The sequence below is a fragment of the Streptomyces sp. NPDC047515 genome, assembly GCF_040643055.1.
Lineage (GTDB): Bacteria > Actinomycetota > Actinomycetes > Streptomycetales > Streptomycetaceae > Streptomyces.
Genome location: NZ_JBEYTM010000030.1, coordinates 40953 through 64327, shown reverse-complemented (window position 1 = coordinate 64327; position 23375 = coordinate 40953). Strand labels below are relative to the sequence as shown.

Below are 23375 nucleotides of genomic sequence, written 5' to 3'. Positions count from 1 at the left end.
CAGCGCGGACGCGCCACCCCTTAGGTGGCCGACTCCCACACACGCGTGAGACGCATAAGGGGCCCAGCATGGCCAGGTTCACCCGCAAAGGCGTAACAAGGATCCTCTTCGCTGAGACGATCGCCGCCGCCGACTACACGCCGACGCTCGTCGAGGTCACCGGAGCGACTGACTACACCAAGCAGATCGCCGCAGTCGACGGGTTCTCCATTGAGAACCAGGAGATCGAGACCCCGGACATGGACTCCACGTTCGTGTCGAAGATCCCCGGCGACGACTCGGCGGCCGACTCCTCGCTGACGTTCTGGGAAGACGACACGACCGACACCATCGAGACGGACCTCGCCAAGGGCACGACCGGCTTCGTCATCATCTGCCGCAAGGGCAAGGCCGCCTCCTCTAAGGGCATGGACGTCTACCCGGTGCGTGTCGCGTCGAACTCGTCCACGGTCACCGCGGACAACGAGGGCGCGAAGCTCATGGTCAAGTTCTCGATCACGGACCGCCCCCTCATCAACGCGACCGTCCCGGCGACCTGACCCGACCCCCATGCCCCCGGTCGGGCCCGACGCGTGTTCGGGAAGGGGCGCCTGTTGGCGCCCGGCCGGGTCCCCTTCCCCTCTGATGGAGGACCACCCCATGCCCACTGCCGCCGCCAAGACCGCTGCCGCAAAGACCACACCGCCCGCCGCCGCTGTTGCCAAGGACGCCCACTGGGCCGCCAAGCAGGAACGTCTCGCCGCCCGCACCCGAGCCAGCGCCACCCTGACCATCTGCGACGACGCCGAGGCTCGCAAGGACCTGGAGGTCGCCCGGTACGCGCTGCGCCGCCTCGAAGCCGAGGCTGCCGACAGTCCAACCGACCAGAGCCTTAAGGACGCGGTGGCCAGCGCGCGGGCCGACGTTGAGACCGCGCAGGCAGCGTTCAACGAGAAGGCGATTGTCCTCACGTTCCGGGCCCTTCCTCGCAAGGTGTTCGAAGCGCTGAAGAAGGCCCACCCGGCCACCGAGGAGCAAGCCGAGGACGGGCACGACCTCGACGTCGAGTCCCTCGGCCCCGAGCTGATCTCCGCCGCATCCGCCGACGGGATGCCGTTGGAGGCGGCCCAGGAGTATCTAGACACCTGGTCCGAGGCCGAGGCAGCCGAGTTGTTCAACGCTGCATGGAACGTGCAGCAGACGACCCGCATGGACCTGGGAAAAGGCTGATTGCCGATGAGCGGCTCCGAGGCGAACTTGAACTCTGCGACCGGTGGGGCATCCCCCACTCGCAGTTCCGTGGCATCGGCGACGGCACCTGGACTCCGCGCGACCGGGCCAAAGCGCTGGCGTACCTGGAGTACCAGCGGACCGTGTGCCCGCAGTGCAACACCCGGTACGACGACTGGGACCACGGCGGACCCGGTGAGGAAGACGCCTACGCGGTCACCGTCCAGCGGTGCGTCGGCTGCCAGGTCATCGCCGACAAGCAGGCCGAGCTCGCGGGCGACAAGGACGCCGACAACAACGGCATCAAAATTGCGCTGATTCCGGCCGCGACCGCTGCAGCGATCGAAGCGCAACGCGAACTCGCCACCCGGCGACGTAGCGCCGACGACGACTGAACGACACGGAGAGGGGAGGGCGGGCCATGGCGAACTGGAACCTGTCAGTCGACCTGCGAGGTCACGGCAACGACCTGGCCCAGTCCCTCAAGTCCGCGGCGAAGCACGCCCGCACCCTGGGCACGGCTGCCCGGACCGCCAAGGTGGAGGTCCGGGAACTGGGGCAGGCGTCCCAGACCGCGACCCGGCACATCCGCACCCTTGGTACGGCCGCCCGCACCACCGCGCGGCGCCTGAACACTCTTGGGAACGATGCCCGCACCGCCGGCCGCCAACTGGGCCGGTACGGGGACGCCGCCCGCACCGCGAACCGGCACGTCAACAGCCTCGGCGACAACTCCCGCACCACCGGGCGCCAACTCGCCCGCATGTCCGGGCAGATCGACACCGCCGTCCGCGACCTCCTCCGCCTCGCCCAAGCTGCACAGCGGGCCTCGACCCACATGCGGACCGTCGGTGCCGGCGGCGCTCGGGGCCTGCGTCAGATGACGAACGAGTCCGGGCGGCTCCGCCACCAGCTGACCGGCCTGGCTGCACTGCTGTCCGGCGGGGCACTCGTCATGGGCGTCGGCGACCTCATCAAGCACGGCAACGAATACCAGCAGTCCATGAACACGTTCGGGGCGGTGACCGGGGCAACCGCGATGCAGATGCAGCGCGCGTCCGCGACCGCGAACCAGCTCGGCAACGACCTGTCACTGCCCGGCGCGACCGCCGCAGAGGCCGCCGACGCCATGGTCGAGCTCGCCAAAGCCGGGTTCCGCACCGACCAGGCGATCAGCGCCACCCGCGCATCCCTGACCCTCGCCTCAGCCGCCCAGGTCAACGCCGCCGACAGTGCGAAGTACCTGGGCGACATGATGGACCAGTTCGGCATGGGCGCCGACCAGGCCGGGAAGGCCGCCGACACCCTCGCCGCGACCGCGAACGCCGCGTCCGGCGACATCACCGACATCTACTACGCCATGAAGTACGCCGGCCCCGTCGCCCACGGCCTCGGCGTCAACATGCAGGAAGCCGCCGCAGCGGTCGGCATGCTCGGCAAGGCAGGAATCCTCGGCCAGACCGCCGGCACGACGCTGCGCGGCATGATGGCGAACCTCGCCTCCCCGACCAAACAGATGACCCAGGGCCTCGAGGACATGGGCATCCAGGCATGGGACGCACAAGGCAACTTCAAGGGCCTCCGCTACGTCATCGATGGCCTGTCCAAGGCCCAGCACAAGATGACGCAGCAGGACTTCGCCGCCGCGGTGAAGAAGTCCATGGGCAAGCCAGCCATGTCCGGCGCCATCGCGCTCGCCCACCAAGGCGTCGACAGCTTCGACGCACTCATGGCCGCCGTCACCGACGCCGGAGCCGCAACGGACATCGCCGCGGCGAAGGGCAAGGGACTCGCCGGCGCGATGCTTCAGCTCAAGACCCAGGCCCGACAGACCGGACTTGCCCTGTACGACGGCATGGCACCCGGCCTGGAATTCCTGACCCGCGGTATTACGAGCGGCCTGTCCAAGGCCACCCCGCACATCACGAAGTTCTTCAACTACGTCAACGACGCCGCGACACTCTTCGGCCCCGACGTGGCAGCCGCTGCGCGCCAGCAGTTCGCCAGCATCGGCGCCGCCGCCCAGGGCATGCTTACCCCGTTCAAGGAGCTCGGCGGGGACGCGGTTGCCTCCGCCCTCCATGTACTCCTGTCCGTCGGGCAGATGGTCGTAGACGTCCTGAAGAACTTGGCCGCCGGTGTAGCTCCGGTCGTGTCTGCCCTCGGGGACCTGGCTGGCGAAGGTTCTGGGGCGGCCAGCACTCTCGACATCGTCGTCTTCGCCTTGGACGCTGCCGCCAGCGCCGTCTCTGCTCTGTCTGGTGTCCTCGGACCGATCGGCCGCATGGTTGGCAGCCTGGTCTCGGCGTTCGGGGCTCTGCCCGGCCCTGTTCAGACTGCGGTGTTCGCGATGCTGCTGATGCGCCGGGTCGGCCCCATGGCCCAGAGCCTCGCCGGAACGGTGGGAGGACGCCTGACCGGGGCGTTCCAGTCGCTGAACCGGCAGATGCTTGTCCAGCAGAGCCAAGCCCGCCGGGCCGGCCAGTCCCTCACTCAGTACGGCGCCGCATTCAGAGTCCTTCAGGCCCGTGTGCCTGTCATCGGCGCCATGGGCAACAGCTTCCGAACCGCGTCCGCTGGCGCCACCGGCTTTGGTGGAGCGCTTCGCGGGGTCACCGCGGCGGCCGGGACCGGGCTCCGCTCCGCCATGGGCGGCCTCATGGGTGTCATGGGCGGCCCGTGGGGGGTTGCACTGACGGGCGTCACCGTCGGGCTCGGGCTGCTGGCATCGTCCCAGCAGAAGGCCGCCGCAGAGGCTGCCGAACACAAGGCGACCATTGACGGTCTGACGTCTGCGATGCGGCAGTCGAACGGTGTCATCGACGAGTCCGTTCGCCAGCAGGCAGCCCAGTCCATTCAGTCCACCAAGCTCAAGGGCACCAACACCGACCTGGTGTCTGTCATGGGCAAGATGGGCTACACCCTCTCTGACCTGACCGACTCGTACCTTGGGCAGGGCGAGAGCATCGACAGCCTCGCCCAGAAGATGAAGGGGCTCACGAAGGAAAAGATAAAGGCCTGGGAAGGCATGGGGCACGGCGACAAGGACCGAGACGCCGTCATGCAGCAGGCGAATGCCTATGCAGCGGCGAGCTTGGCACTTGAGAGCATGTCGGGCGATGCGAAGAGTGCCGCGAAGAACGCCAAGGAGCTGAACGCGGCAACGAAGGGGACGGGCGACGGTGTCACCGCCTACGACCGGCTGAAGAACGCAGTCCACGCCCTCGCCGACAAGACCGCCGACGCCGACTCCCGCACCCGGGCCCTACGTGAAGCCCTCGACCTGCTGTCCGGCGGCAGCGTCAGTTTCCAGGCTGCGGAAACTCGGCTGCATGAGGCAATCACCAACGCCAACGACGCGATAGGGGACGGCGTCGTCAAGGCAGACGGCTGGGGCAAGCAGCTCCTCAAGGCCAACGGAACCATCGACGCGACGACGAAGAACGGGCAGCGGCTGTCCAACTCGTTCAGCAGCATCGCAGACGGGGCAGCGTCGGCTGCGGTGGCAGCGTTCGACTTTGCGCAGTCGCAGGGAAAGGATTTGCCCACGTCGCTGAAGGCTGCCACGGACGAGATTCAGATGTCTCGTGACGCGGTGATTGGCCTTGGGAAGCGTTACGGGTGGACGAAGAAGCAGGCGGAAGGCGTCGCCGACTCGATGGGCCTTATCCCGGGCCGGGTGTCGATCCTCTTGCAGACGGAAGGCGTCGACACGGTCCTGGCCGAGCTGCTCGGGGTTCAGGCCGAGTTCCAGCGCTTCCCCGACAAGAAGACCATTAAGGTCGACGCCCTGGGCGCAGACGCGAAGAAGGAACTCCAGGACATCGGCTATCAGATTGAGCTGATTCCCGGCACCCGCGAGTACAAAATCACCGCCCCGACGCAGGCCGCCCGCGCCGAGCTGGACCTGCTCATCACCAAGCTCGGCCAGACCAACGGCAAGACCCTCGACATCAAAGCCCCCTCCGCGAAGGCCAAGGCCGAGCTGCAGACCATCCAGGACAAGGTCCGCGACACCAAGGGCAAGACCCTCAGCATCAAGGCGCCGACGACCGAGGCCCGGCAGCATTTGGAAGCCCTTGGATTCAAGATCAAGAACACCAAGGGCAAGACCGTCACCATCACCGTCCCCACCGGAGACGCCACCCGCAACGCCGCGATCATCCAGTCCGCCATCGACAACATCCACGGCAAGTCCGTCAGCATCTACCTCAACTACAAGAAGACCGGCTACGACAAGGACGCCAACGGTGTCCCCGACATGGTCCAGGCCCCCCAGGCCCGCGGCTCCGTCCTCTCCTTCTACGCCAACGGCGGCACCAACCGCCGCGGCATCCGGGAGAACCACACCGCACAGATCGCCCCCGCCGGCGCCTGGCGGGTCTGGGCCGAGGAAGAGACCGGCGGGGAGGCGTACATCCCGCTCGCCACGTCCAAGCGTGGCCGGTCCCGCGCCATCACGGAGGAGACGATCCGCCGGCTCGGCGGCGACCCGAAGTCCGTCCAATGGCACGCCGACGGCGCAGTCGTCGCATTTGACAGCGGCGGCTTCAGCTACACCCCGACCGGGATGCGCCGCGACACCTCGTACGTACAGTCCGCCTACTCCGACTCGCACCAGCCGATCGACAAGGACGCCTACCTCAAGAAGGTTCGCGCCCAGAAGAACGCCGTCGACAACCTCAAGGCCGCCGAGGCGCGGCTCAGGCAGGTCCGCAGGGGCAGGCACACGCACGCCCAGCTTGTAGCCGCTGAGACTCGCGTGTCGAAGGCCCGCCGCGCGGTCGCCACCGCTACGGACGCGGCCCGCAAGGCAGAGGCCCGGTACAAGAAGCAGTTCTCCTTGTCCGACTGGCAGAAGACCCTCAAGTCCGCGGTGTCGGCGAACGCCTCGTACGAGAAGAACCTTGCGAAGATCGCGTCGCGTGGCGGGTCCGACGTCATCGACCAGCTACGCGACCTCGGCGAAGAAGGCGCCGCGCTGGTCGCCGCGCTCGCGAAGGCGTCGAAGAAGCAGTTCAACGACATCGTCGCGAACCTGCGGAAGCTCGGCCCGCTCGCGAAGGCGTCCCTCGCGGACTACACCAAGCAGCTCAACGCCTCCAACAAAACGTCCTCTACCTTCCAGACGAACCTTGCGAAGCTCGCCTCCATGGGGTACGGCGACCTCGCGACCCAGCTGGCCGGTCAGGGCGACGAAGCAGCGCAGAAGATCGCCGCCGAAGCCGTGAAGAACAAAGGCAAGGCGTCCTCCGCCAACGCCGCGGCGAAGACGTCGGCGAAGACACTGTCCGGCGACGAGCTCGCGCAACTCCTCCAGATCATCGCCGCCGTCAAGACCAGCAAAACTGGGCTGCACGCCGTCGCTGACACGACCGGGATTGGCGAGGACGAGATCATCACGGTTGCCAACAAGGCCTCCGCCCAGATCAAGTCTTCGCTCGGATCGCGTTCTGCGCAGTTCCTCGCCGACCTGGCCCGCGCCAACAAGGGACTCAGCTACGCGAACGGCGGGATCCGGGAGGGCATCTACGCCACCCGCGCCGGCGCCGTGACGTTCGCGGAGCCGTCCACGGGCGGGGAGGCGTACATCCCGCTCGGTGTGAACAAGCGCCGCGCCGCCACGAACGTCCTCAAGGACGTGGCGGCGCGGTTCGGGGTCGGGCTCACCGACATGTCTGCCACACGACCGGTCGTCATCGTCCGCGAGGGCGGCGACACCCACGTCAACGTCACCGCCGTACGGACCGGGGCGTCCGCGTCGGACATCGGATCGCAGGTCGGCCGCTCGGTGCGCCGGGCCCGCAGGGGAGGGGTGAACGCCCGTGCCGCCGCTTGATCTGACGGACTGGCAGTACGAACTGGGTGGCGTCCTGATGGGCGCCGACACCAGCGTCCAGGTCATCGAGACAACCGGGCTCGGCCGGCCACCGGTCCGGGACAACGACGCCGACCAGCCGTCCATGGACGGCGCGTTCGCCGGCCCCGACTACTACGCCCCCCGGCAGGTCCAGTTCGACGCCGCGGTCAGGATTCCTGGCGACCCGGCCGCCTGCCACGACGTGGTGGCCGCGCTGCAGGCTGCCGCCGACGCCCCGGCCGTACGCCTGACAGGCGGGGCGACGATGCCGCTGCGCATCCTGCGACCCGGCCGCCCCGTGAAGCGACTCCACGGCCGCCTCCGCAAGCTCGACCCGGAGTACAAGCAGGTCGTCCACGGCTACGTCCCCTTGGACATCGAGTTCATCGCCACCGACCCCACTTTCTACGCCGACACCTCGACGACCACCGAGATCCCTCTGGGATGGCTGACCGGCGGCGGCTTCGCGGCACCGGTGAAGGCGCCGATCTACGTGCAGTCCGGGACGACGGCCGCGGACCGGCCCGGCTGGGTCACCAACCAGGGGACCGGGAACGCGTGGCCGATCATCCGGATCACCGGCCCGGTCGCCACGGTCACCATCACTCACGTCGCGTCCGGCCGCCAACTGAACCTGCCGACGCTGAACCTCACGACCAGCAGCCAGTGGGTGGAGATCGATACCCGCCCCGGCCGTCGCACCGTGACCCGGGAGAACGGCGGCAACGCCTCCGCTCTTCTGTCCCCGGCCAGCCGGATCGACCTATTCAACCTGCCGCCGGGCCAGTCAGAGATGCGCTGGACCGGCTTCGACAACACCAACTCAGCCCGTATGCGCCTGACCTGGCGCGACGCCTACACCGCCCTCTGAGGAGCGCACACCATGGCCCTTTTCCCCGTGCCGATCCTCACGAACGGCGCCACCCACTCCGCCCAGCAGTTCCGCATGCTCGTCCGGGACCTGGCCCGCGGCGCCGAGGGCATCACGCAGGGCATCGACCTCAAGGTCACCCAGCTCAGTACCCCTGGCACCAGCGTCCAGGTCGGCGACGGCTCCGGCGTCGTCCGCGGCCGCGTCTCCTCGTTCCAAGGCACGTACTCGGTCTGCAACATCGGCGCCGCCACCGTCCCGATCGCAGCGACGGGCGGGTCCGCCCGTTCCGACATGGTGATTCTCCGCGTCGAGGACCCCGAGTACGAGGGCACCCTGGACCCGGTCAAGGATCAGATCGACTATTTCCAGGTCATCAGCAACGTGTCGGCGTCCGCGACAACGATTCCCGACGGCCGGACCGGAATCCCGCTGGCCAGGATTGACATACCCGCGTCCACGTCCACGATCACCAACGCCATGATTAAGGACCTGAGGTTCCTGGCCAACCCGCGGCGCGACCGGCAGATGCAAACCCACTCCCCGGCCACCGACAGCGCCCTGATCGGGGGCTCTACTGCCTACAGCTACTTCTCGACCGAATCCGGCATGAGCTTCTACGTGCCCGACTGGGCCACCCAGGTCCGGGCGCGGGTCGATGTCAGTCCGATTCGCTACTCCGTCGCCAACTACACCGGCGCGTTGCAGGCCACGTTCGGCGCCAGTCTCACCCTTCAGCCGATCTCCCTGGACGACAACCAGGGCACAGGCGTCCGCAAGCTGCCCGCGATCGTCGCGGACACCCTCACGATCCCCGCCGCCTACCGAGGCACCACCCAGCTGCTACGTGCCCAGGCGAACGGCGCGGCTGGGAACACCGGCCGCATCAACGTGTCCACCTTCACCACGTTTGTGTACGACGTGGAGTTCGTGGAGGCACCCCGGTGACCCCGGTCCCGGACCGGGTCCTCACCCAGCACGCCCTGACGGGCCAGTGGCTGTCCCTGGCCCTACCAGTGCAGGACCTGGAGTACGGCGACGAACTCAACGGGCCCGGCAGCCTGACCGGCACCCTGTCCCCGCGCCTCGTCTCCCAGAACCCGACGCTCCTCGACCCAGGGACCACGCTCATCTATGTCGAGTCCGCCGGCCAGCTTCGATGGGGCGGCCTCGTTTGGGACGTCCGCCCCCAAGGCGACGTCCTCCAGCTCGAAGCCGCTGGCTGGTCGTCGTACCTGATGCACCGGTACGACGTGGACGGCCAACTCGGCGCCCGCGGCCCGTACACGTACGCCGACCGGTGCAAGGTCATCCGCGATGTGTGGGCGTACGCGCAATCTGTTACCGACGGAAACCTCGGTGTCGTCGTCGACTCCACCACCTCCACGTCCACCGTCGGCACCCCGGCCGAACGCTACGACTCGAACTGGTGGGATAGCCGCGCGCTCGGCGACATCGTCGACGACATGGTGTCGGCAGAGGCGAGTCCTGACTACACGTGCACCGTCGCCTGGAACACGGCCAAGACCGCACCGGTACGGCGGATCCGGCTCGGCTGGCCGCGCCTCGGCGCCCGCCGCACCGACATCTCCTTCTCATCCGGCGTGAACATCATTGAGGACCCGGAGGTCCCGTTCTCCGGAGACGACTACGCCCAGGTCGTCATCGGCATGGGCGCAGGGGACGGCTCTGCGAAGCGCCGTCAGATTTCCGCCGTCCGCAATGGCCGGCTCCGCCTGGAGCACGTCGCGGACTTCCCGGAGGTCAAGGGCAACGACATCCTCGCGTCCCTCACGGCCGCCGAGCGAGGGCGCCGCGAGGTACTCGGATCCGTCGACCAGATCACCATCCGCGACACCAGCGCCGCCCGCTTCGGGGCCTGGCAGGTCGGCGACGACGTATACACCCGCGTCCACAACGCCTGGGTCGACTACGTCGGCTGGCGCCGCATCACCGGCTGGACCATCAAGCCCGACGCCCCTGGTGGACCCCAGGCCGTCATCGACCTCAAGCCAGTTGACGCCTACAAATACGGAGGAGTCTCATGACCGACATCGGGGCCATCGTTGCCAAGCTTCAGCGGGACGTAGCCGCGCTCCAGCGGGAATCCCGACTTTCTTCGGCATCCCTGGACAACACCGCGCTCGAGGTCCGCGACGACAGCGGATCGCTCCGCGGCATCGTGGGGCAGCAGGGCGACGGCACCACCGCGGCCCTCATTGTGAACGGGCCCCCGCCGCCGCAGCCGTCCGCCCCGATCGTCGCCTCCGTCCTGGGCGGGGTCACCGTGTCGTGGGACGGGCAGTTCGACGGCGGGGCGCGCATGCCGCTGGACTGGGCGCGGATGGAGGTCCACGCCTCCCCGCTGGCCGCGTACGAGCCAAGCCAGGCGACGCTGCAGGCGACGATCGAGACTGCGCAAGGCGCCACAGTCGTCCTCCCTTGCGTCAACCCCGTGTACGTACGGCTCCGCGCCCGTAGCACTTCCGGTACTCCGTCCGCCGCCTCGGTGATCGTCGGACCGTTCGGGCCGACCCCCGTGGTCGCCACAGACATCCTCGACGGGATCGTCACCACGGTGAAGCTCGCCGACGACGCAGTCACCGCGGCGAAAGTCGCGACCGGCGCAATCGGCACCACAAAGATCACCGACAACGCGATCACCACCCCGAAAATCGTGGCCGCCGCCATCCAGGCCGCACAGATCGATACAGAGGCTGTCAACGCGTCGAAGATCGCCGCAGGAGCGGTGACCACCGCGAAACTCGATGTCCTCGCCGTAACCGCGGACAAGGTCGCAGCGAACGCCATCACCGCAGAGAAGATCGCCGCAGGGGCTGTCACCACCAACGCCCTGACCGTAGGCATCGCCCAGTCGATCGCCACGAAGATCACGGACTCGATGGGCGACGCCACCCTGTGGGCGACCACGATCGGCACCGGCACCTGGTCCGTCCTGTCCGGCGTCACCGACGCCGCAGCAGGCGGCACCGTCATCCAAGGCCAGGGCCCCGTCACCATCGAACGCATCGACAACACCCCGTACGATCCGGACACCCTGTACCGGGTCACCGCGCGCGTCCGTACCACTGCCGCCCCTACATCTGGCACGCCAGTCGTATCGATCGGTCTCGTCGGGGTGGCCGCGGACGGCGTCACCCGCGTCAGCTCCACCGGGGCGAACAACGCGGTCACGGGGCAGCACTACATCGCCGCCAACGGCGTCACCATCAACGCTGGTACCTCGTGGACGACGTTCACCGGCTACGCCCAGGGCACCGCCACAACCGGTACGACGACAGCCTGCCCGCTACCGACCGCCCCCGGCAAAATGAACTCTGGCGTCCGCTACGTCCGCCCCTCGGTACGCCTGCTGACGGGCGCCACGGGCGGCACCATGCAAATCGATCAGGTCACGGTCGAGACCGTACCGACCGGCGTCGTCAACTCCGTCAACATCGCAAACGGTGCCGTCACCGCCGCATCGATCGCCGCCGATGCCATCACCGGCAAAACCATCACCGGCGGCACGATCACCGGCTCCACTGTGCAGACCGCCGCGACCGGCAAACGCCTCACGATGAGCCCGGACGGCACCCTCACCCTGTACTCCGGGCGCACCGGCGGCGAGACGCCAGGCCGTCTCGAATCGGGCATCAACGCCGACGGGGACATGCAGCTCGGATACCTTGTGCTGAAGCCCCCCACGCACGGGCCCACGCCACCAGAGATCACGCTGGCTGTCGGGCCGACCGGGGAACGAAACTACCGCGCTGGGCCACTGCTCATGGTCGAGCAGGGCAGCAGCGCATTCGTGAACCTCCTCGGCAACGTGAACATGACCGGACGGGCCGACGTGGCCGGGATCTTCTCGGCCGGCAACATCGCGTTCGGATCCGCGAACGTGGCCACGACCACCGGCAGCGTTCCCGCCTCCGCCCTCGTATCCGGCCTCAATGTCGCCGGGACCACCTTTCGTGCGTTCGTCACCGCAGCCAGCGGCGTGCCCGGCACTCAACTCCTCGGCGTTTCCGCAAACAACCAGTCGTCCGGCGGCCTGACCATCTGGCTGAACCGCACCAACACGGGCAACACCACCGTGTGGTGGCTGCTCATCGGCTCCTGACCTGCAACGAGAGGACACTCCTATGCCCGCCACCAGCCCCGTCGCCGACGGCATCACCTTCGAGCCCGCCACCTACTACTCGGCGACCGTGACCGACACCAACCCCGACTGCGAGAACATCGGCAAGACATTCAACATTGCGGAGATGTACTCCAACGACGGCCACATCATCACCGTCCAGTGCGGCCTGTGCTCTCAGCTCATGACGATCACCAGCGCGACCCGCCTCGACCCGCAGCCCGAGGTCATGTAACCGGCCCGAGCAGGGGCAACACCCGAACCACACACCCGTACGCTGAACACGGGCGACCCTCCGCCCCGCACCATCCCTGAGGGACTGCCACCCGGCCCCGGCCGACGCAGCACACCAGCCATCAGCTCTGGGCGCGGGGACAGTGCAGGAGCACGGGTAGATGCCCGGGACCACCTTCCACGTTGCGGTCGACCACATAGACCCTGACACCCTCGACCTCACCACCACCTACCTCGGCACCTGCGACCAGACCCACGTCGACGAAGTCCACGCAATCGCGGGCCTTGAGTCGACCGAGCGCCACATCCTGGAGCACCCCCGACAGGTCGGCGCGTTCTGCGTCCTGCGCGACGACGGCGACCTCGACGCCTACGTCCCGGTCGATGCCCCCGAGTACCGGGTGTACGCGCCCGACCCGATGCCGCTTACGCGGAACGAGGGCGGCGACCTGGCCCCCGAGAACGCCCAGTCCGTGAAGACGAAGTCGAAGGGGGGTGCTGCGGAAGGTGGGTCTCTGGCCGCTGGCACCCAGGCCGCCTGGGGCGAGACCGTTCCGGAGACGTACGTCCCGCTGCCGCGCGGCGCCTCCGGTCAGGCGTACATCGACGGCGTCACCCGGTTCGGTGACCAGTCCATCGGCGGCGCCATGGACACCCCCGGCAACCCGCCGCGGACCACGTGGCACACGACCGAATCCCCCGCGGGCGCTGGATATTTCGCAAGCGTGGCCGCGTACCTGATCCGCGTGGGCGCTGAGCCGCAGGTCATCTACGACCCCGTATCCGACAAGCTCGGCCAGTTCGGCCCGCTCACCTCGAGCGCCCGCGCCCTCAAGAACGACGGCTCCCGCCGTACAAACCGCGAGGGCAAGGTGAACATCCAGGTCGAGGTCCTCGGCCGCGCCGCCTCCCCGTGGACGAACGGCTTCGACCCAGCGAAGAAGCCGAACTTCCAGAAGCTCATTGCCGCGATGCGCGCACACGGCATCCCGGATGTGTGGCCGGCCGGGAATCCTCCGGCGACGTCGGCCGCTGCGGTCAAGGCCGGGCGGAACCGCACAACGTGGCAGACCAAGGGCGGGCACTACGCCCACGCCCAAGTTCCTGGCAACGATCACTGGGATCCGGGCGCCATCGACACCAGCATCGTCCCGGGCAAGCCTGCAGACTCAGGCTCCGGCACGGGCGGTGGTTCGTCAACCGGCGGGTCCTCGAGCACCACGTACACGGTGAAGAAGGGCGACACCCTGTCGTCGATCGCCACCGCGTACAAGACGACCGTGGCGACGCTGGTCACGCTGAACAGCCTCAAGGACCCGAACAAGCTGTCCGTCGGCCAGAAGCTGAAGCTGCCCGGCGCGCCCGCGGCCCAGCCGCTGGAGCCGTTCCCCGGCGCCGGGTTCTTCCACGGCGGCCGCCACAGCCCGATCATCACCGCGATGGGCAGGCGCCTGGTTGCGGAGGGGTGCGGCAGATACGCGACCGGTCCAGGCCCGAACTGGACGAACTCCGACAAGCGGAGCTTCGCGGCCTGGCAGAAGAAGTACAGCAAGGCCCACAACCTCGGCTGGTCCGGCGCCGACTGCGACGGCATCCCTGGCAAGACGTCTTGGGACGCCCTCAAGGTCCCGAGGGTTTGACCCGTGCCCCTCAGTCTCACTTGCCCAACCCATTTGAAGGAGTCCTGACCATGGCCGAGCCCAACTTCCCCCTGCCCAGCACTGAGACCGTCATCAAGGGCGCCAAGACCTACGCCCGCGACCTTGCCGAGCGCGTGCTGACCACGTTCCTCCAGGCGTTCATCGGCGGCGTCGTCATTACTCAGCCCCTCGACGGATCGATGTGGTACGCCGCTGGGGTCGGGGGTGTGGGCGCCGTGCTCGCCCTCGCGAAGGGGCTGGTCGCTCGGCTGAGGTCCGTGACCAACTCGGCCTCGCTCGCCAAGGGGGTATGACCCCACCAGCCTCCCCATCCGCACGACTGGAGGTATACCGCGTGGACGCTGCGACGCTTGGCGCCGTCGGGACCATCGTCGTCGGGCTTGCCGCAGCTGTCGGGGCGATCGTTGGAAAACGCGGAGAAAACCGTGTCTCGCAATCCGGCGCCGTCCTCGGCGGCTACTCCAGCCTCGTCGACAACCTGCAAGAAGAACGCGACAAGCTGGCCGAGAAACTCGCAGAGAACGAACGGCTCCTCTCCGCGGCCTACGCCGACCTCGCCGGAGAGCGCGCGGATAAGGCCGCGCTGCACACCCAGATTGCGGAACTCACCGCCGAGAACGGTCGGCTGCACACGCGCATCATCGAACTGGGAGGGAACCCCTTGTGACGCACCGTCGACCCGACGTACTGGCCCGCCAGTGGCGGGGGTTCGCGCTCGCCGCCGTGCTGCTCGTGCTGTCCGGCGCCGTGGTCCTGGTGTGGCTGCGGATAGGCAATGCGGACCAGCGCGCGTCCGATTTGGCAGCGGAGGCGGACCGGCGCGGTGACGCCGTGTCGACACTCGCCACGGACGTGCGGACGCTGCGAGCCCAGATCAAGGCGAAGGGGGAGACGCCGGCCGCCCCGGATCCGGGCGACGCGGTCGCCGATCTGCCTGCCCGCGCCGAGGTGCCTGTACCAATCCCTGGACCACCAGGGCCGAAGGGTGCAACGGGCGACCGCGGACCGGCGGGGCCGACTGGACCGGTGGCCACTCCGCCCCCTGGCCCGTCCGGTGCTGCCGGTCGCAACGGCGCGGACTCGACTGTTCCTGGCCCAGCCGGGCCGCAGGGGCCCGCAGGCGCTAATGGGAAGGATGGCGCAGACGGAACGGACGGCCGGAACGGTCGCGATGGTCAGACGTGCCCGGAAGGATATTCGCTCCAGCCGCCGCCGGGTGATCCGGACGCCCTGGTGTGCCGCCGTACCACGCCGTCCAGTCCCGACCCCGGCCCGAGCAGTCCCGGCATGGCCGGTCTCCCGCCGGATCGGCGACGCTCATGAACAACGCCCCTGTTCTGGCTACAGCCGGACGCGGGGCGGTACCGCTTGATCTGTAAAGGCTGGCTCGACCTGCAGTTGTGTCCTATAGAAATGCACACTAAATAACTTGATCTTGCTCATGTGAACACTCCGCCTCCGCCCGCCACCGCCTGTACCTGCACGTCAGAGTGAACAACCGCCAGCAGCGGAACAGGCTCTGCCCAATGGGACTTGGATACGGGTGTGACGTCGATTGATGCTGTGCATGTGTCCGAGCCGGGTCTGGTTGTGGTGGAGGTGGTGGCCGGCAACGAAACGACCGCTCTGGCCGCGGTTGCGGAACTGGGGGAGCGGTGGGCGACGTCAGGCCCGTCCGTACCGTGGCGGGTCCCAGGCGAACCAGGAGTGCGGGTGCGGACGTACGCCAACGTACGAGCTCCTGCGCCTTACGGTGGTGCCCCTACCGTAGGCTGACGCACCGGTGCCCCCGACCAACTTGACCTTGGTCGGGGGCACCAGCTGTTTTGGCTGCGTTACGACAGATTGCGCGGGTTGCCCGTGTACCGAGCGCCGCCCCTGCCCTGGTAGTAAACAGCCCGGCCGGCAGGGGCCGACCTCATGACGCCCTCAGTCTCCGGGCCCGTTCCAGTCACTTCCGCCTCTTCCGCCAGACGCTGTGCACGACGGGGGCGGACCTCGTCAGCTAGCTCTCGGTTTGTGCCCCGTTCCTTTGCCTCGCCTTTGAGCGGCGCGCCAGCTTGGGTAAGGGAGGGCGCAACTTCGCTCATGAGCCATCTATAAAAGGGGTTGAAGCCGGGCTTCCTGGAGTGCCGTAGGTCGTCGTACAGGCTTGCTTCGTCGATCTCGCCAGGCGCACTGAAATAGCGCGCAGGCGCCCGAATGCCGAAGATCGCGGCCACGTCTCGGGCGTCGAACCTGGCCTCTCCCGCCTCGACGGCTACACGCAGCCGATGACCTTGATAAAAGAATTCCATTTCGGATGCCACGGTCACGGTCCTCACTGCTCGGTGATGGCTGTCTTTCGGATGCCGCGGCGGGGCCCGAACTCCAGGATGGCGTAGGGCTCATCAGTGTCCGGCTTCTCGTACAAGAAGATCCCGCTGCTGTCGGTGCTGCCGTAGAACTGAGCATCGTCCTCCCGGGGCCGGGACATCCAGTACGTACTGCACCGGGAGACGCCCAGTGCAGGTGGTGCCAGGCGATCCCGCAGCGATCGTTCGGCGGCGCGCATCGACGGCCACGCCTCCATCGGGTTGCAGGGCGGCTCGTCCTTCCCGGGAGTCCAGGATCCGTACACGGTGGTGCTGCTCATAGTCGCAATCCTCACTGCTCGGCGGGGCGGACGCGTCGCTGGCGGTTCCTTGCCTCCCACACGGCCTGCTGCCTGGCCACGATCTTGCGGGTGTGCTCGTCAGCCGGATCGAGTGTGATGCTCACTGTCGGTTCCGAGTCAAGGTGGATGTACCACTCGACTGCAGTTACGACCCAGTCTTCTTCACCAGTCTCCGGGGTTTCCCGTAAGAGGCGTTCACCTACGCGCGGGACTCCGGGGAGGCGCCCTGACCATTCGGAGTTGGGGAAGAACAAGGTGACTTGCGCGCCTTCGGTGGCGGCTTCGCTCATGGTCGTGGTCCTCACTGCTCGGTGGTGCGGTAGGTGGCGGTGTTGGGGTCGGTCTTGGCGATGACTTCGGCGGCGGCAAGGTCGCGCAGGAGCTGGCGGGCTCGCTTGTCGGTGACCATGTGGCCGGCCTCGGCCAGGGCGTTCGCCGCGCGGCGGGTGTTCCATGTGCCAGCCGCCGCCTTGACGGCCTTCTGCAGGGCCTCCTTCTGCCCCTGTTCCGATTCCTGCGGCAGGTTGCCGGTCTTCCGGACCCACTCACGGCTGCGGCCGGCGGCGTGCGCGATATCGATCTGCGGCATGCCCATCCGTACGGCGGACCTGGTGACGTTCTCCAGGCGGGTGCGGGCGTTGCCGATAGCGGTCTGGGTGCTGAGGAGCTGGGCGTCGAGGGCCTTCTTCTCGTCCTCGAAGTGGCGGAGGTCGGCGGCGATTTCGGCGAGGAGGCGCCCGGTGGCTTGCCACTGGCCGTCTTCGCCGATGGTGGCGGCGGCAATTGCGGGGGCGGTGATGGCGGGGCCGTCGTAGACGTGGACGGCGAGGAGGGGGACGGGCTGGATGGTGGGCGCGAGCAGGGCGTCGCGGTAGTGGCTGTCGAGGGTGTCGGAGGCGAGCTTGGCGGGGTTGGTGTATCCCTCGGTGTCCTGGTCGGTAGTGACGGTGGCCCAGGTGGCGCCGCCGTCGGCGCTGGTAAGGACGGCGTAGATGTACGGGTGCATGATTCCTTCCATAATTTGATGCTTCAATGCCAACAGTACATGGAATGTAGGCGTTGGTCCATCAATTCGGGAACTCTTCCACTGTCGATTCTCCGACGTGCGACTCCAAACGTGGACAGCAACTCCCGCCACCGGGCGCACCGTTGAACCATGAACGCAAATCCGGACCCTCGTGAGACCGAGGCCTGCCACCAACCCGCCAGCGGGCCACCGGACCCCGCCCCACTGGGCCGCTGGCGGGACCGGCGCCCTGCCCATGTCGCTGCCTCAACACCGCACTCCACGTTGAGCGGGGCATTTTCCTATATATCCTTCAGATACCCCCATTACGGGCGTTCACTGAGAGCGCGGACGGCGGCCGCCCGAAAATGGCGCCGATCCTTAGGATCGTTCCTGACGAAGTATCGGAGTTGCCCTCCGGTTGTCGGTGCGAATCGAACGCGTGAGTCACCTTCCATAACCGCCCTTACGTCATGCGACTCGTTCGAACCCTCGTCAGATGGCCGCGGCGGGGGCAACATCGCGTCTCGCTCCAGATAATGTTCCTTCTATGGAGCCAGATCATCTGAGGCAGAGGAAGCAGCTCATGGCAGCGGCCGTGAGCGCCCTCGACCCCGTCTTCGCAGACTCAAGCCATGGCCACGACTTCCAGCTCAACGACATCCCCGAGGGCTGGTTCTGCGAGGCATGTCACCTTCCGATGCAGCGGTGGGCTGGCGGACCGTGCCCGGGCTCGCCCGGCATCTTCCCGCCGGGGGTGATGAAGTGACGGACGAGGTGGTCGACGCGGAGCTGGTCGAGGAGGAGCGGCTCCCCGCCATCCCCGAGGACCGAACTCCCGCCGTGCCACTGGCCGATGAGGACGCGGACGCGTGGCTGTCTGACCAAGCGAAGGAAGACGTCAAGGCCGGAATCCCGGAGGAGACCAGCAAGGCGTACGAGGGCGACATGGACCGCTTCGCCGCCTGGTGCGCCACCGTCGGCCGCCGCCCTCTGCCCGCCGCACCGCAGACCGTCACCGAGTACCTGTCCTACCTCAAGCGCACCCCGCGGCCGCGCACCGGCCGCCCGTACGGGCCGAAGACGATGGACCGCATCATCGCGTCGATCCGCTCCTCCCACCGGGCGGCTAGGTTCCAGCCCCCGGACACGATGGGCGCCCGGAAGGTCGTGGCCGGTTACCGGGAAGCGCTGGCCCTGGCGAAGGACCCGGCCGCGCAGCCGCGGAAGGCCAGCCCTGCCGACCGCAAGGTGCTGCGGCTCGCTCTAGGTAAGCTGGACCGGACCACCCTGGCCGGGAAACGGGACGCCGCTCTGATGCTCCTCGGGCACGCCCTGGCGTCCCGTGGCAGCGAACTCGTCCCCCTCAACTGGCCGGGCAGCTTCACCGAACTCCCCGACGGCGGGCTGAAGGTGCGGGTCTACCGCAAGAAGCGGAAGCTGTGGCAGGACATCAAGGTGGTGCCGGACCCGGAACCCGACCTTTGCGCAGTCCGTGCAGCGCGCGCCCTGGTCGCCGCCCTCGCCGACGAAGGCCACCACCAGGGCGCCCTGTTCCTGCGCATGGACCGGTGGGGGTACCTTGCTCCGCCTATGCAGCGCAAGGGCAAGCCGATCGGCGACCCCGACGGGCGGATGACGATCGACGCGGCGTCCGACATCGTGCAGCGCTCCATCGAACGAACCGGGCTCCCAGGCCGGTGGCGGTCGCACTCGTCCCGGCGCGGGTTCGTGAAGTCGGCCCGCCAGGCCGGGGTCGACATCGTGCAGATCGGTCGGCACGGCGGCTGGGACGACAAGTCGAAAGCCCTCATCGGTTACGTCGATGAAGAGGACAGTGAGGGCGAGAACAACCCGCTGGCCCAGATCGGCCGGAAGGCCGCCGAGCAGCAGACGAAGGGGCAAGCGTGAGCTCCCAGAGATACAGCGCGTCGTCCGTGCGACAGTTGGCCGCCCTCGTTGACCGTGTCGCCCCCAGGGATCCGGCCCGATGGGATGACCGGGTGCGGGTGCCGGGCGCTGGTGGGGTGCTGATCCAGGTGTCCGAGGAGCGGGCGAAGCAGCTCTGGATGGTCGTCGGGATGTTCGACCGGGCGGTGGGCCGCGACGAGATGCCAGGGCGGGCGTCTCGTACGGCGGAGCAGTTGTTCACGTGGGCGGCGCTGCGCCCGTTCTGGGAGCTGGCCGCGGCCGGGGAGTTGCGGTTCTGGGCGAAGGACCGGGGGCGGGAACTCCCGTTGGCGTCGCAGCGGACGGTGAGGGACTGTCTCGGGATTCTGGCCCGGTTGGTGGTTCCGCAGAAGACGGTGCGACTGCCGGCGCTTCCGAACGTGGAGGCGAAGCCGACGGTGCGGCAGCGGTCGCTGGACGCCTTGTACCGGGGCCTGGTCGATATGGCGGGGGTGGGTCCGCTGGAGCGGGACGGTACGGCGCTCACCTACGAGGACCGCACCCGCACCCTTGCGATGGTCGCGATCCTGCTAGACACGGCACCCCGGTCCGGGGAGCTCGCGGCGATGCGCTTGGACGATTTGGCGGAGGGTGAGGCGGCGGTGGGGGTGCGCCGGCGGCAGCAGAAGGGTGCCGCGACGCGGGCTGCGGAGATCGCGGCGTTGGCGCAGGTGCATCCGGAGTCGGTGCGGTATGTACTGGGTGGCTGGGTGGAGCGAGTGTCGGAGGCGACCCGGCAGAGGGTGCTGGCGGCAGTAGAGGAGCTGGGCCCGGCGCCGGAGGTGGAGTGGTACCAGTTGCGGGAGGGGTCGCGGGTCGCGGTCCGCCGGTGGCTGAAGGTGCGTGAGGGCCTGGTCGAGGAGGCTCCGTTGACGGGCGGCCGGACGGGGTTGTGGGTGACGTTGTGGCCGTCGAAGGCGGGCCCGCCGGGGATCACGCTGCAGGCGGGCGGCCTGGTGAAGGCCTTCGCCCGAGGTGTGACCGCACTGAACTTTGTGATGGCGGGCTCGCACGGGTGGGAGCCGTTGCCGACGAGGATGGAGCAGATCCGCCGGTCGGTGACCGCGGTGCCGCTGGAGAGCCGGCCGGAGTAACGGGCCGGGAGGCAGAGGCATGGGTGCGGCTCCGCGCGGTGGTGGGTGCGCGGAGCCTCGGTCATGGGGTCAGCGGAGTCCGGGGCATTCGGATGCCCAGTGCCATCGCTGGGCCGGGAGCAGGTCGTGCTCGGGGCATCCCTGCACCTCGTTGGCGACCCCTCCGCAGGGTTCCTTGGGGCAGATACAGTCCCGGAAGGAACCGCCCCAGTGGTCCGTTCCGTGCTTCACGTAGTGGCTGGCGGCCGCGATTGCTTCGAAGTCCCGGTCGGTGGTGGCCATGGTCAGTCCTCCCACTTGTAGGAGCGGGCGTCTTCCCACGCGTCCGTGGCCGTGTAGCCGTCGTCGTACTCCTCCTCGAACGCCAGCCGGGCCTCCTCGGCGCGCTCGTCGTCGGTGAGCGCTGCACGGCGGGCCTCCTCGGCCACCCACTCGGCGTTCACCCGCTCATGCCATCCGGCGGCGTCGAAGTCCCTGTTCTCCGAGCAGGGTTCGATGTCCGGGTGCGGCGCACGGGCGCAGGCCCGGGTGTACACGCTGAACAGGTCCAGGCTCTTCCCGCAGGTCTGCTCGGCCAGCAGGGCGGTGTGTTTGCCGCCGGTCTCGCGCTGGACGGCGCGGGCTTTCTTCGCGGCGGTGGTCTGCTTCTTCGGCACGGTCATCGTCTCCAGTGGTGGCGGTACCCCACGCCTGCCGCCGTACGGGAGATGCCTCCGTGACGGTGGAACAGGTTCGCGGGCCCCGGGAGACCTTCGCCTTCCCTGGTGTCGCAGCGTGGGTGCGACGGTAGGGGTGTTCGGCTGGCGGCGTACGCGTCTTGCCGCTGGTGCAGAAGTCTAGTGGTGGCCGCTGACAACCCGGATCAGGTTCCGGGGAGCGGCTCTTGGTCGACGTGGTGTTCGGGTGCGGGCCCGGGGTGGCGGTTGGGGTCGCAGGCCGGCCCGTAACCGTTCAAGCGCGACTCGGTGCGGGTGAGGGGCCGGCCGCAGCGTCGGCAGTACCGGTGCCGGTAGCCGGTGGGGGTGTCGACGAGCGTGGGCTGGTGCGCGTCTCGGGCCATGGGTCCAGTGTCCTGGTTGCGAATGGGGCTGGTGGTGTGGCGCGACAATCGGATACGCTACGCGTGCGTGTTCACTATGACTTGGAAGGCCACCACCCCGGACCGGGTGGTGGCCTTCGTCGTTCCCGGGGTCAGAACTCTTCGGTGCGAAAGCTGTAACCGCTCGCGTCGTGCGTGACCGTGTCGCCGATGGCGGCGTCCCGGATATCACGGCCCAGGACCAGACCGGAACGGCCGAAGGCGATGTGGGCGGTGGCGAGTGCCCGGAGGGCGGAAATGCCGACAGTCTCACGGTCAGCCAGAGGTTCGGTGCTGGACTGGAACTTCGATCCGTTCGGGCGGGTAACGATTAGTCGGTACGACACGGTTCTCCTTGTGCGGTTTCGGATTCGAGGTCAGGCGGCAAGCGTGGTGTCGGCGCGGTCAATGCGGCGGGCGGGGAGGTAGTCGCGGCCGAGTTCGCGGGCGATGAGCTGTGCGGGGCTACGGACCACGATGACGTGCCCGGCCGGGGTCGTTACCTCGGGTCGGTCGAGGACGAAGGCGATCCTGTGGAGGGTGTACGTGAGCATCCGGTCCACACGGACGGTGCGGGATTCGCCAGTCTGCCGGTCCATGGCCTTGATGACGATGTGACCGTCGTGGGTGGTGCGGATGTCGTAGGGCTCCAGGCTGCGAACGGTCTCGACGAGGCGGCCGGTCTTCTTGCCGGCGTCGTCTTTCTCTTCCTTGAGGAAGGAGACGGTGATGACGTGCTTGCGGTCGAGGGCCCTGTAGAGGTCGGCCAGGGTGCGGGTGCTCGTCTGGCGGTTCGTGTGCTTCATCTCGGTGTCCCCCTTGGTGCGGTGTGTTCCCCACACTAGGCGTATTCCATTGCGCGCGCAATAGAAACGTGGGATGCTTCTTCCACGAAGGCAGGCGCAACCGTGCCAGCCCAGCGCCATACCCCATGGCGCGCGCACTGCGAATAGGAGGACACTGGCGTGGCAACTGCCCCCATGCGCCCGCCGGGCCGAAAGTCCGACCGGCGCACGCCGAAAGGACCCCTCGTGGCCCGCCGCCGTAACGAGAACGCCGCCACCATCCGAGAACGCCTCACCGCAGCCTCCGCACGGCTCCGTGAGGTCGACTCACCCCACCTCGCTGACGCTGTTGACGAGGTGCTGGCCCCGGGCGCTTGGGGGCTCATCCGCAAGGCGGAGCAGGTCGAGAATCCCGAGAAGGCCGGCGACCCGAACCTGCCGATCAGCATGCCGAACTTCCTCCGCGACGAGATCAAGGAGCTGGCGGCCGCGGCAGGAGCGAACCTGACTGCTGACGTCGTCGAGGGGCTCAACGCCTACGTCGCCGGCACGTTCACACCGGTCGACCTCCCGCGCGCTACTCGTGGAAACGCGACCGGAACGGCCAACCTGAACGTCCGGATCCCCCGCGCCCTGCGTGAGCAGGTCGAGGCGAAGGACGACGATGGCCCGTCTCCCGCGCTGGTCGGTCGGGACTGGCTGATGCGTAAGTACAAGGTCGGCCCGTACGCGCCGAAGCCGACCTGGCCGGTGCAGTAGCCCGACGGCGGGCTGGCCGGCTCGGGACGCCGACAACTTGAGCCGCCGCCCGCCGCACATCACAACCC

General features: G+C 68.2%; 25 protein-coding genes and 2 pseudogenes. 18 read left to right on the top strand and 9 right to left on the bottom strand.

Annotated features, from left to right (window positions below):
• The first annotated feature begins 68 nt into the window (after positions 1-68).
• The 14 genes and pseudogenes from ABZ826_RS23835 (at position 69) to ABZ826_RS23770 (ending at position 15755) form a co-directional block, all read left to right on the top strand.
• Entirely contained in the window at positions 69-539 is a 471-nt protein-coding gene (locus ABZ826_RS23835) for a hypothetical protein (protein ID WP_361451699.1), read from the top strand.
• Positions 540-639: 100 nt separating this feature from the next.
• Positions 640-1209, top strand: a complete 570-nt coding sequence (locus ABZ826_RS23830; RefSeq protein ID WP_361451696.1) for a hypothetical protein — start codon at positions 640-642, stop codon at positions 1207-1209.
• Positions 1164-1604, top strand: coding sequence for a hypothetical protein (locus ABZ826_RS23825; RefSeq protein WP_361451693.1), 441 nt, complete (start codon positions 1164-1166; stop codon positions 1602-1604). The genes ABZ826_RS23830 and ABZ826_RS23825 overlap by 46 nt, the downstream gene beginning before the upstream one ends.
• A gap of 26 nt (positions 1605-1630) precedes the next feature.
• On the top strand, positions 1631-7048 hold the full coding sequence (locus ABZ826_RS23820) for a phage tail tape measure protein (RefSeq protein ID WP_361451690.1): 5418 nt from the start codon (positions 1631-1633) through the stop codon (positions 7046-7048).
• Entirely contained in the window at positions 7035-7940 is a 906-nt protein-coding gene (locus ABZ826_RS23815; RefSeq protein ID WP_361451687.1) for a hypothetical protein, read from the top strand. Before ABZ826_RS23820 ends, ABZ826_RS23815 begins: the two co-directional genes overlap by 14 nt.
• Positions 7941-7952: 12 nt before the next feature.
• Positions 7953-8888: a hypothetical protein gene (locus ABZ826_RS23810; RefSeq protein WP_361451684.1), complete on the top strand. Its 936-nt coding sequence runs from the start codon at positions 7953-7955 to the stop codon at positions 8886-8888.
• Positions 8885-9988 (top strand): hypothetical protein, encoded by a 1104-nt coding sequence (locus ABZ826_RS23805; RefSeq protein WP_361451681.1) that lies wholly within the window; start codon positions 8885-8887, stop codon positions 9986-9988. Before ABZ826_RS23810 ends, ABZ826_RS23805 begins: the two co-directional genes overlap by 4 nt.
• A complete protein-coding gene (locus tag ABZ826_RS23800; RefSeq protein WP_361451678.1) occupies positions 9985-12066 on the top strand; it encodes a hypothetical protein in 2082 nt (693 codons plus the stop codon). Before ABZ826_RS23805 ends, ABZ826_RS23800 begins: the two co-directional genes overlap by 4 nt.
• A 22-nt stretch (positions 12067-12088) precedes the next feature.
• Positions 12089-12319, top strand: a complete 231-nt coding sequence (locus ABZ826_RS23795; RefSeq protein ID WP_361451675.1) for a hypothetical protein — start codon at positions 12089-12091, stop codon at positions 12317-12319.
• Positions 12320-12479: 160 nt separating this feature from the next.
• Positions 12480-13661 (top strand): annotated as a pseudogene (locus ABZ826_RS23790) (LysM domain-containing protein); the annotation flags it as partial.
• Between the two features lie 36 nt (positions 13662-13697).
• A pseudogene (locus tag ABZ826_RS23785) lies at positions 13698-13958 on the top strand (peptidoglycan-binding protein); the annotation flags it as partial.
• Positions 13959-14008: 50 nt separating this feature from the next.
• The gene (locus tag ABZ826_RS23780) at positions 14009-14272 is read left to right on the top strand and encodes a hypothetical protein (RefSeq protein WP_361451672.1); all 264 of its coding nucleotides are present in this window, start codon (positions 14009-14011) and stop codon (positions 14270-14272) included.
• 41 nt (positions 14273-14313) lie between these two features.
• Positions 14314-14646, top strand: coding sequence for a hypothetical protein (locus ABZ826_RS23775; protein ID WP_361451669.1), 333 nt, complete (start codon positions 14314-14316; stop codon positions 14644-14646).
• Positions 14647-15524: 878 nt separating this feature from the next.
• On the top strand, positions 15525-15755 hold the full coding sequence (locus ABZ826_RS23770) for a DUF6207 family protein (protein WP_361451666.1): 231 nt from the start codon (positions 15525-15527) through the stop codon (positions 15753-15755).
• Between the two features lie 59 nt (positions 15756-15814).
• Here ABZ826_RS23770 and ABZ826_RS23765 read toward each other — a convergent pair whose 3' ends face one another.
• Genes ABZ826_RS23765 through ABZ826_RS23750 form a run of 4 tightly spaced genes read right to left on the bottom strand, consistent with a single transcriptional unit; the run spans position 15815 to position 17653 of the window.
• The gene (locus ABZ826_RS23765; RefSeq protein WP_361451663.1) at positions 15815-16288 is read right to left on the bottom strand and encodes a hypothetical protein; all 474 of its coding nucleotides are present in this window, start codon (positions 16286-16288) and stop codon (positions 15815-15817) included.
• 11 nt (positions 16289-16299) lie between these two features.
• On the bottom strand, positions 16300-16614 hold the full coding sequence (locus ABZ826_RS23760) for a hypothetical protein (protein ID WP_361451660.1): 315 nt from the start codon (positions 16612-16614) through the stop codon (positions 16300-16302).
• Positions 16615-16625: 11 nt separating this feature from the next.
• A complete protein-coding gene (locus tag ABZ826_RS23755) occupies positions 16626-16925 on the bottom strand; it encodes a hypothetical protein (RefSeq protein WP_361451657.1) in 300 nt (99 codons plus the stop codon).
• A gap of 11 nt (positions 16926-16936) precedes the next feature.
• The gene (locus ABZ826_RS23750) at positions 16937-17653 is read right to left on the bottom strand and encodes a hypothetical protein (protein WP_361451654.1); all 717 of its coding nucleotides are present in this window, start codon (positions 17651-17653) and stop codon (positions 16937-16939) included.
• A 574-nt stretch (positions 17654-18227) separates the two neighbouring features.
• Between ABZ826_RS23750 and ABZ826_RS23745 the strand changes: the two genes are divergently transcribed.
• The 3 genes from ABZ826_RS23745 to ABZ826_RS23735 are packed head-to-tail and all read left to right on the top strand — an operon-like array spanning position 18228 to position 20685.
• Entirely contained in the window at positions 18228-18410 is a 183-nt protein-coding gene (locus ABZ826_RS23745; protein ID WP_361451651.1) for a hypothetical protein, read from the top strand.
• Complete coding sequence (locus tag ABZ826_RS23740) at positions 18407-19552, top strand: integrase (protein ID WP_361451648.1); 1146 nt, start codon at positions 18407-18409, stop codon at positions 19550-19552. Before ABZ826_RS23745 ends, ABZ826_RS23740 begins: the two co-directional genes overlap by 4 nt.
• Positions 19549-20685, top strand: a complete 1137-nt coding sequence (locus ABZ826_RS23735; RefSeq protein ID WP_361451645.1) for a hypothetical protein — start codon at positions 19549-19551, stop codon at positions 20683-20685. The genes ABZ826_RS23740 and ABZ826_RS23735 overlap by 4 nt, the downstream gene beginning before the upstream one ends.
• A gap of 69 nt (positions 20686-20754) precedes the next feature.
• Here the strand turns inward: ABZ826_RS23735 and ABZ826_RS23730 are convergent, their stop codons facing one another.
• The 5 genes from ABZ826_RS23730 to ABZ826_RS23710 all read right to left on the bottom strand — a co-directional run bounded on the left by ABZ826_RS23730 (position 20755) and on the right by ABZ826_RS23710 (position 22569).
• Positions 20755-20967: a hypothetical protein gene (locus ABZ826_RS23730; RefSeq protein WP_361451642.1), complete on the bottom strand. Its 213-nt coding sequence runs from the start codon at positions 20965-20967 to the stop codon at positions 20755-20757.
• A 2-nt stretch (positions 20968-20969) separates the two neighbouring features.
• Entirely contained in the window at positions 20970-21341 is a 372-nt protein-coding gene (locus ABZ826_RS23725; RefSeq protein WP_361451639.1) for a hypothetical protein, read from the bottom strand.
• 206 nt (positions 21342-21547) lie between these two features.
• Positions 21548-21745, bottom strand: coding sequence for a DUF6011 domain-containing protein (locus ABZ826_RS23720; protein WP_361451636.1), 198 nt, complete (start codon positions 21743-21745; stop codon positions 21548-21550).
• Positions 21746-21876: 131 nt separating this feature from the next.
• Complete coding sequence (locus ABZ826_RS23715; RefSeq protein WP_361451633.1) at positions 21877-22110, bottom strand: hypothetical protein; 234 nt, start codon at positions 22108-22110, stop codon at positions 21877-21879.
• A gap of 30 nt (positions 22111-22140) precedes the next feature.
• Entirely contained in the window at positions 22141-22569 is a 429-nt protein-coding gene (locus tag ABZ826_RS23710; protein ID WP_361451630.1) for a WYL domain-containing protein, read from the bottom strand.
• Between the two features lie 225 nt (positions 22570-22794).
• On the opposite strand from ABZ826_RS23710, the gene ABZ826_RS23705 reads away from it, so the two are divergent.
• Positions 22795-23307, top strand: coding sequence for a hypothetical protein (locus ABZ826_RS23705; RefSeq protein ID WP_361451627.1), 513 nt, complete (start codon positions 22795-22797; stop codon positions 23305-23307).
• The last annotated feature ends 68 nt before the right edge of the window (positions 23308-23375 follow it).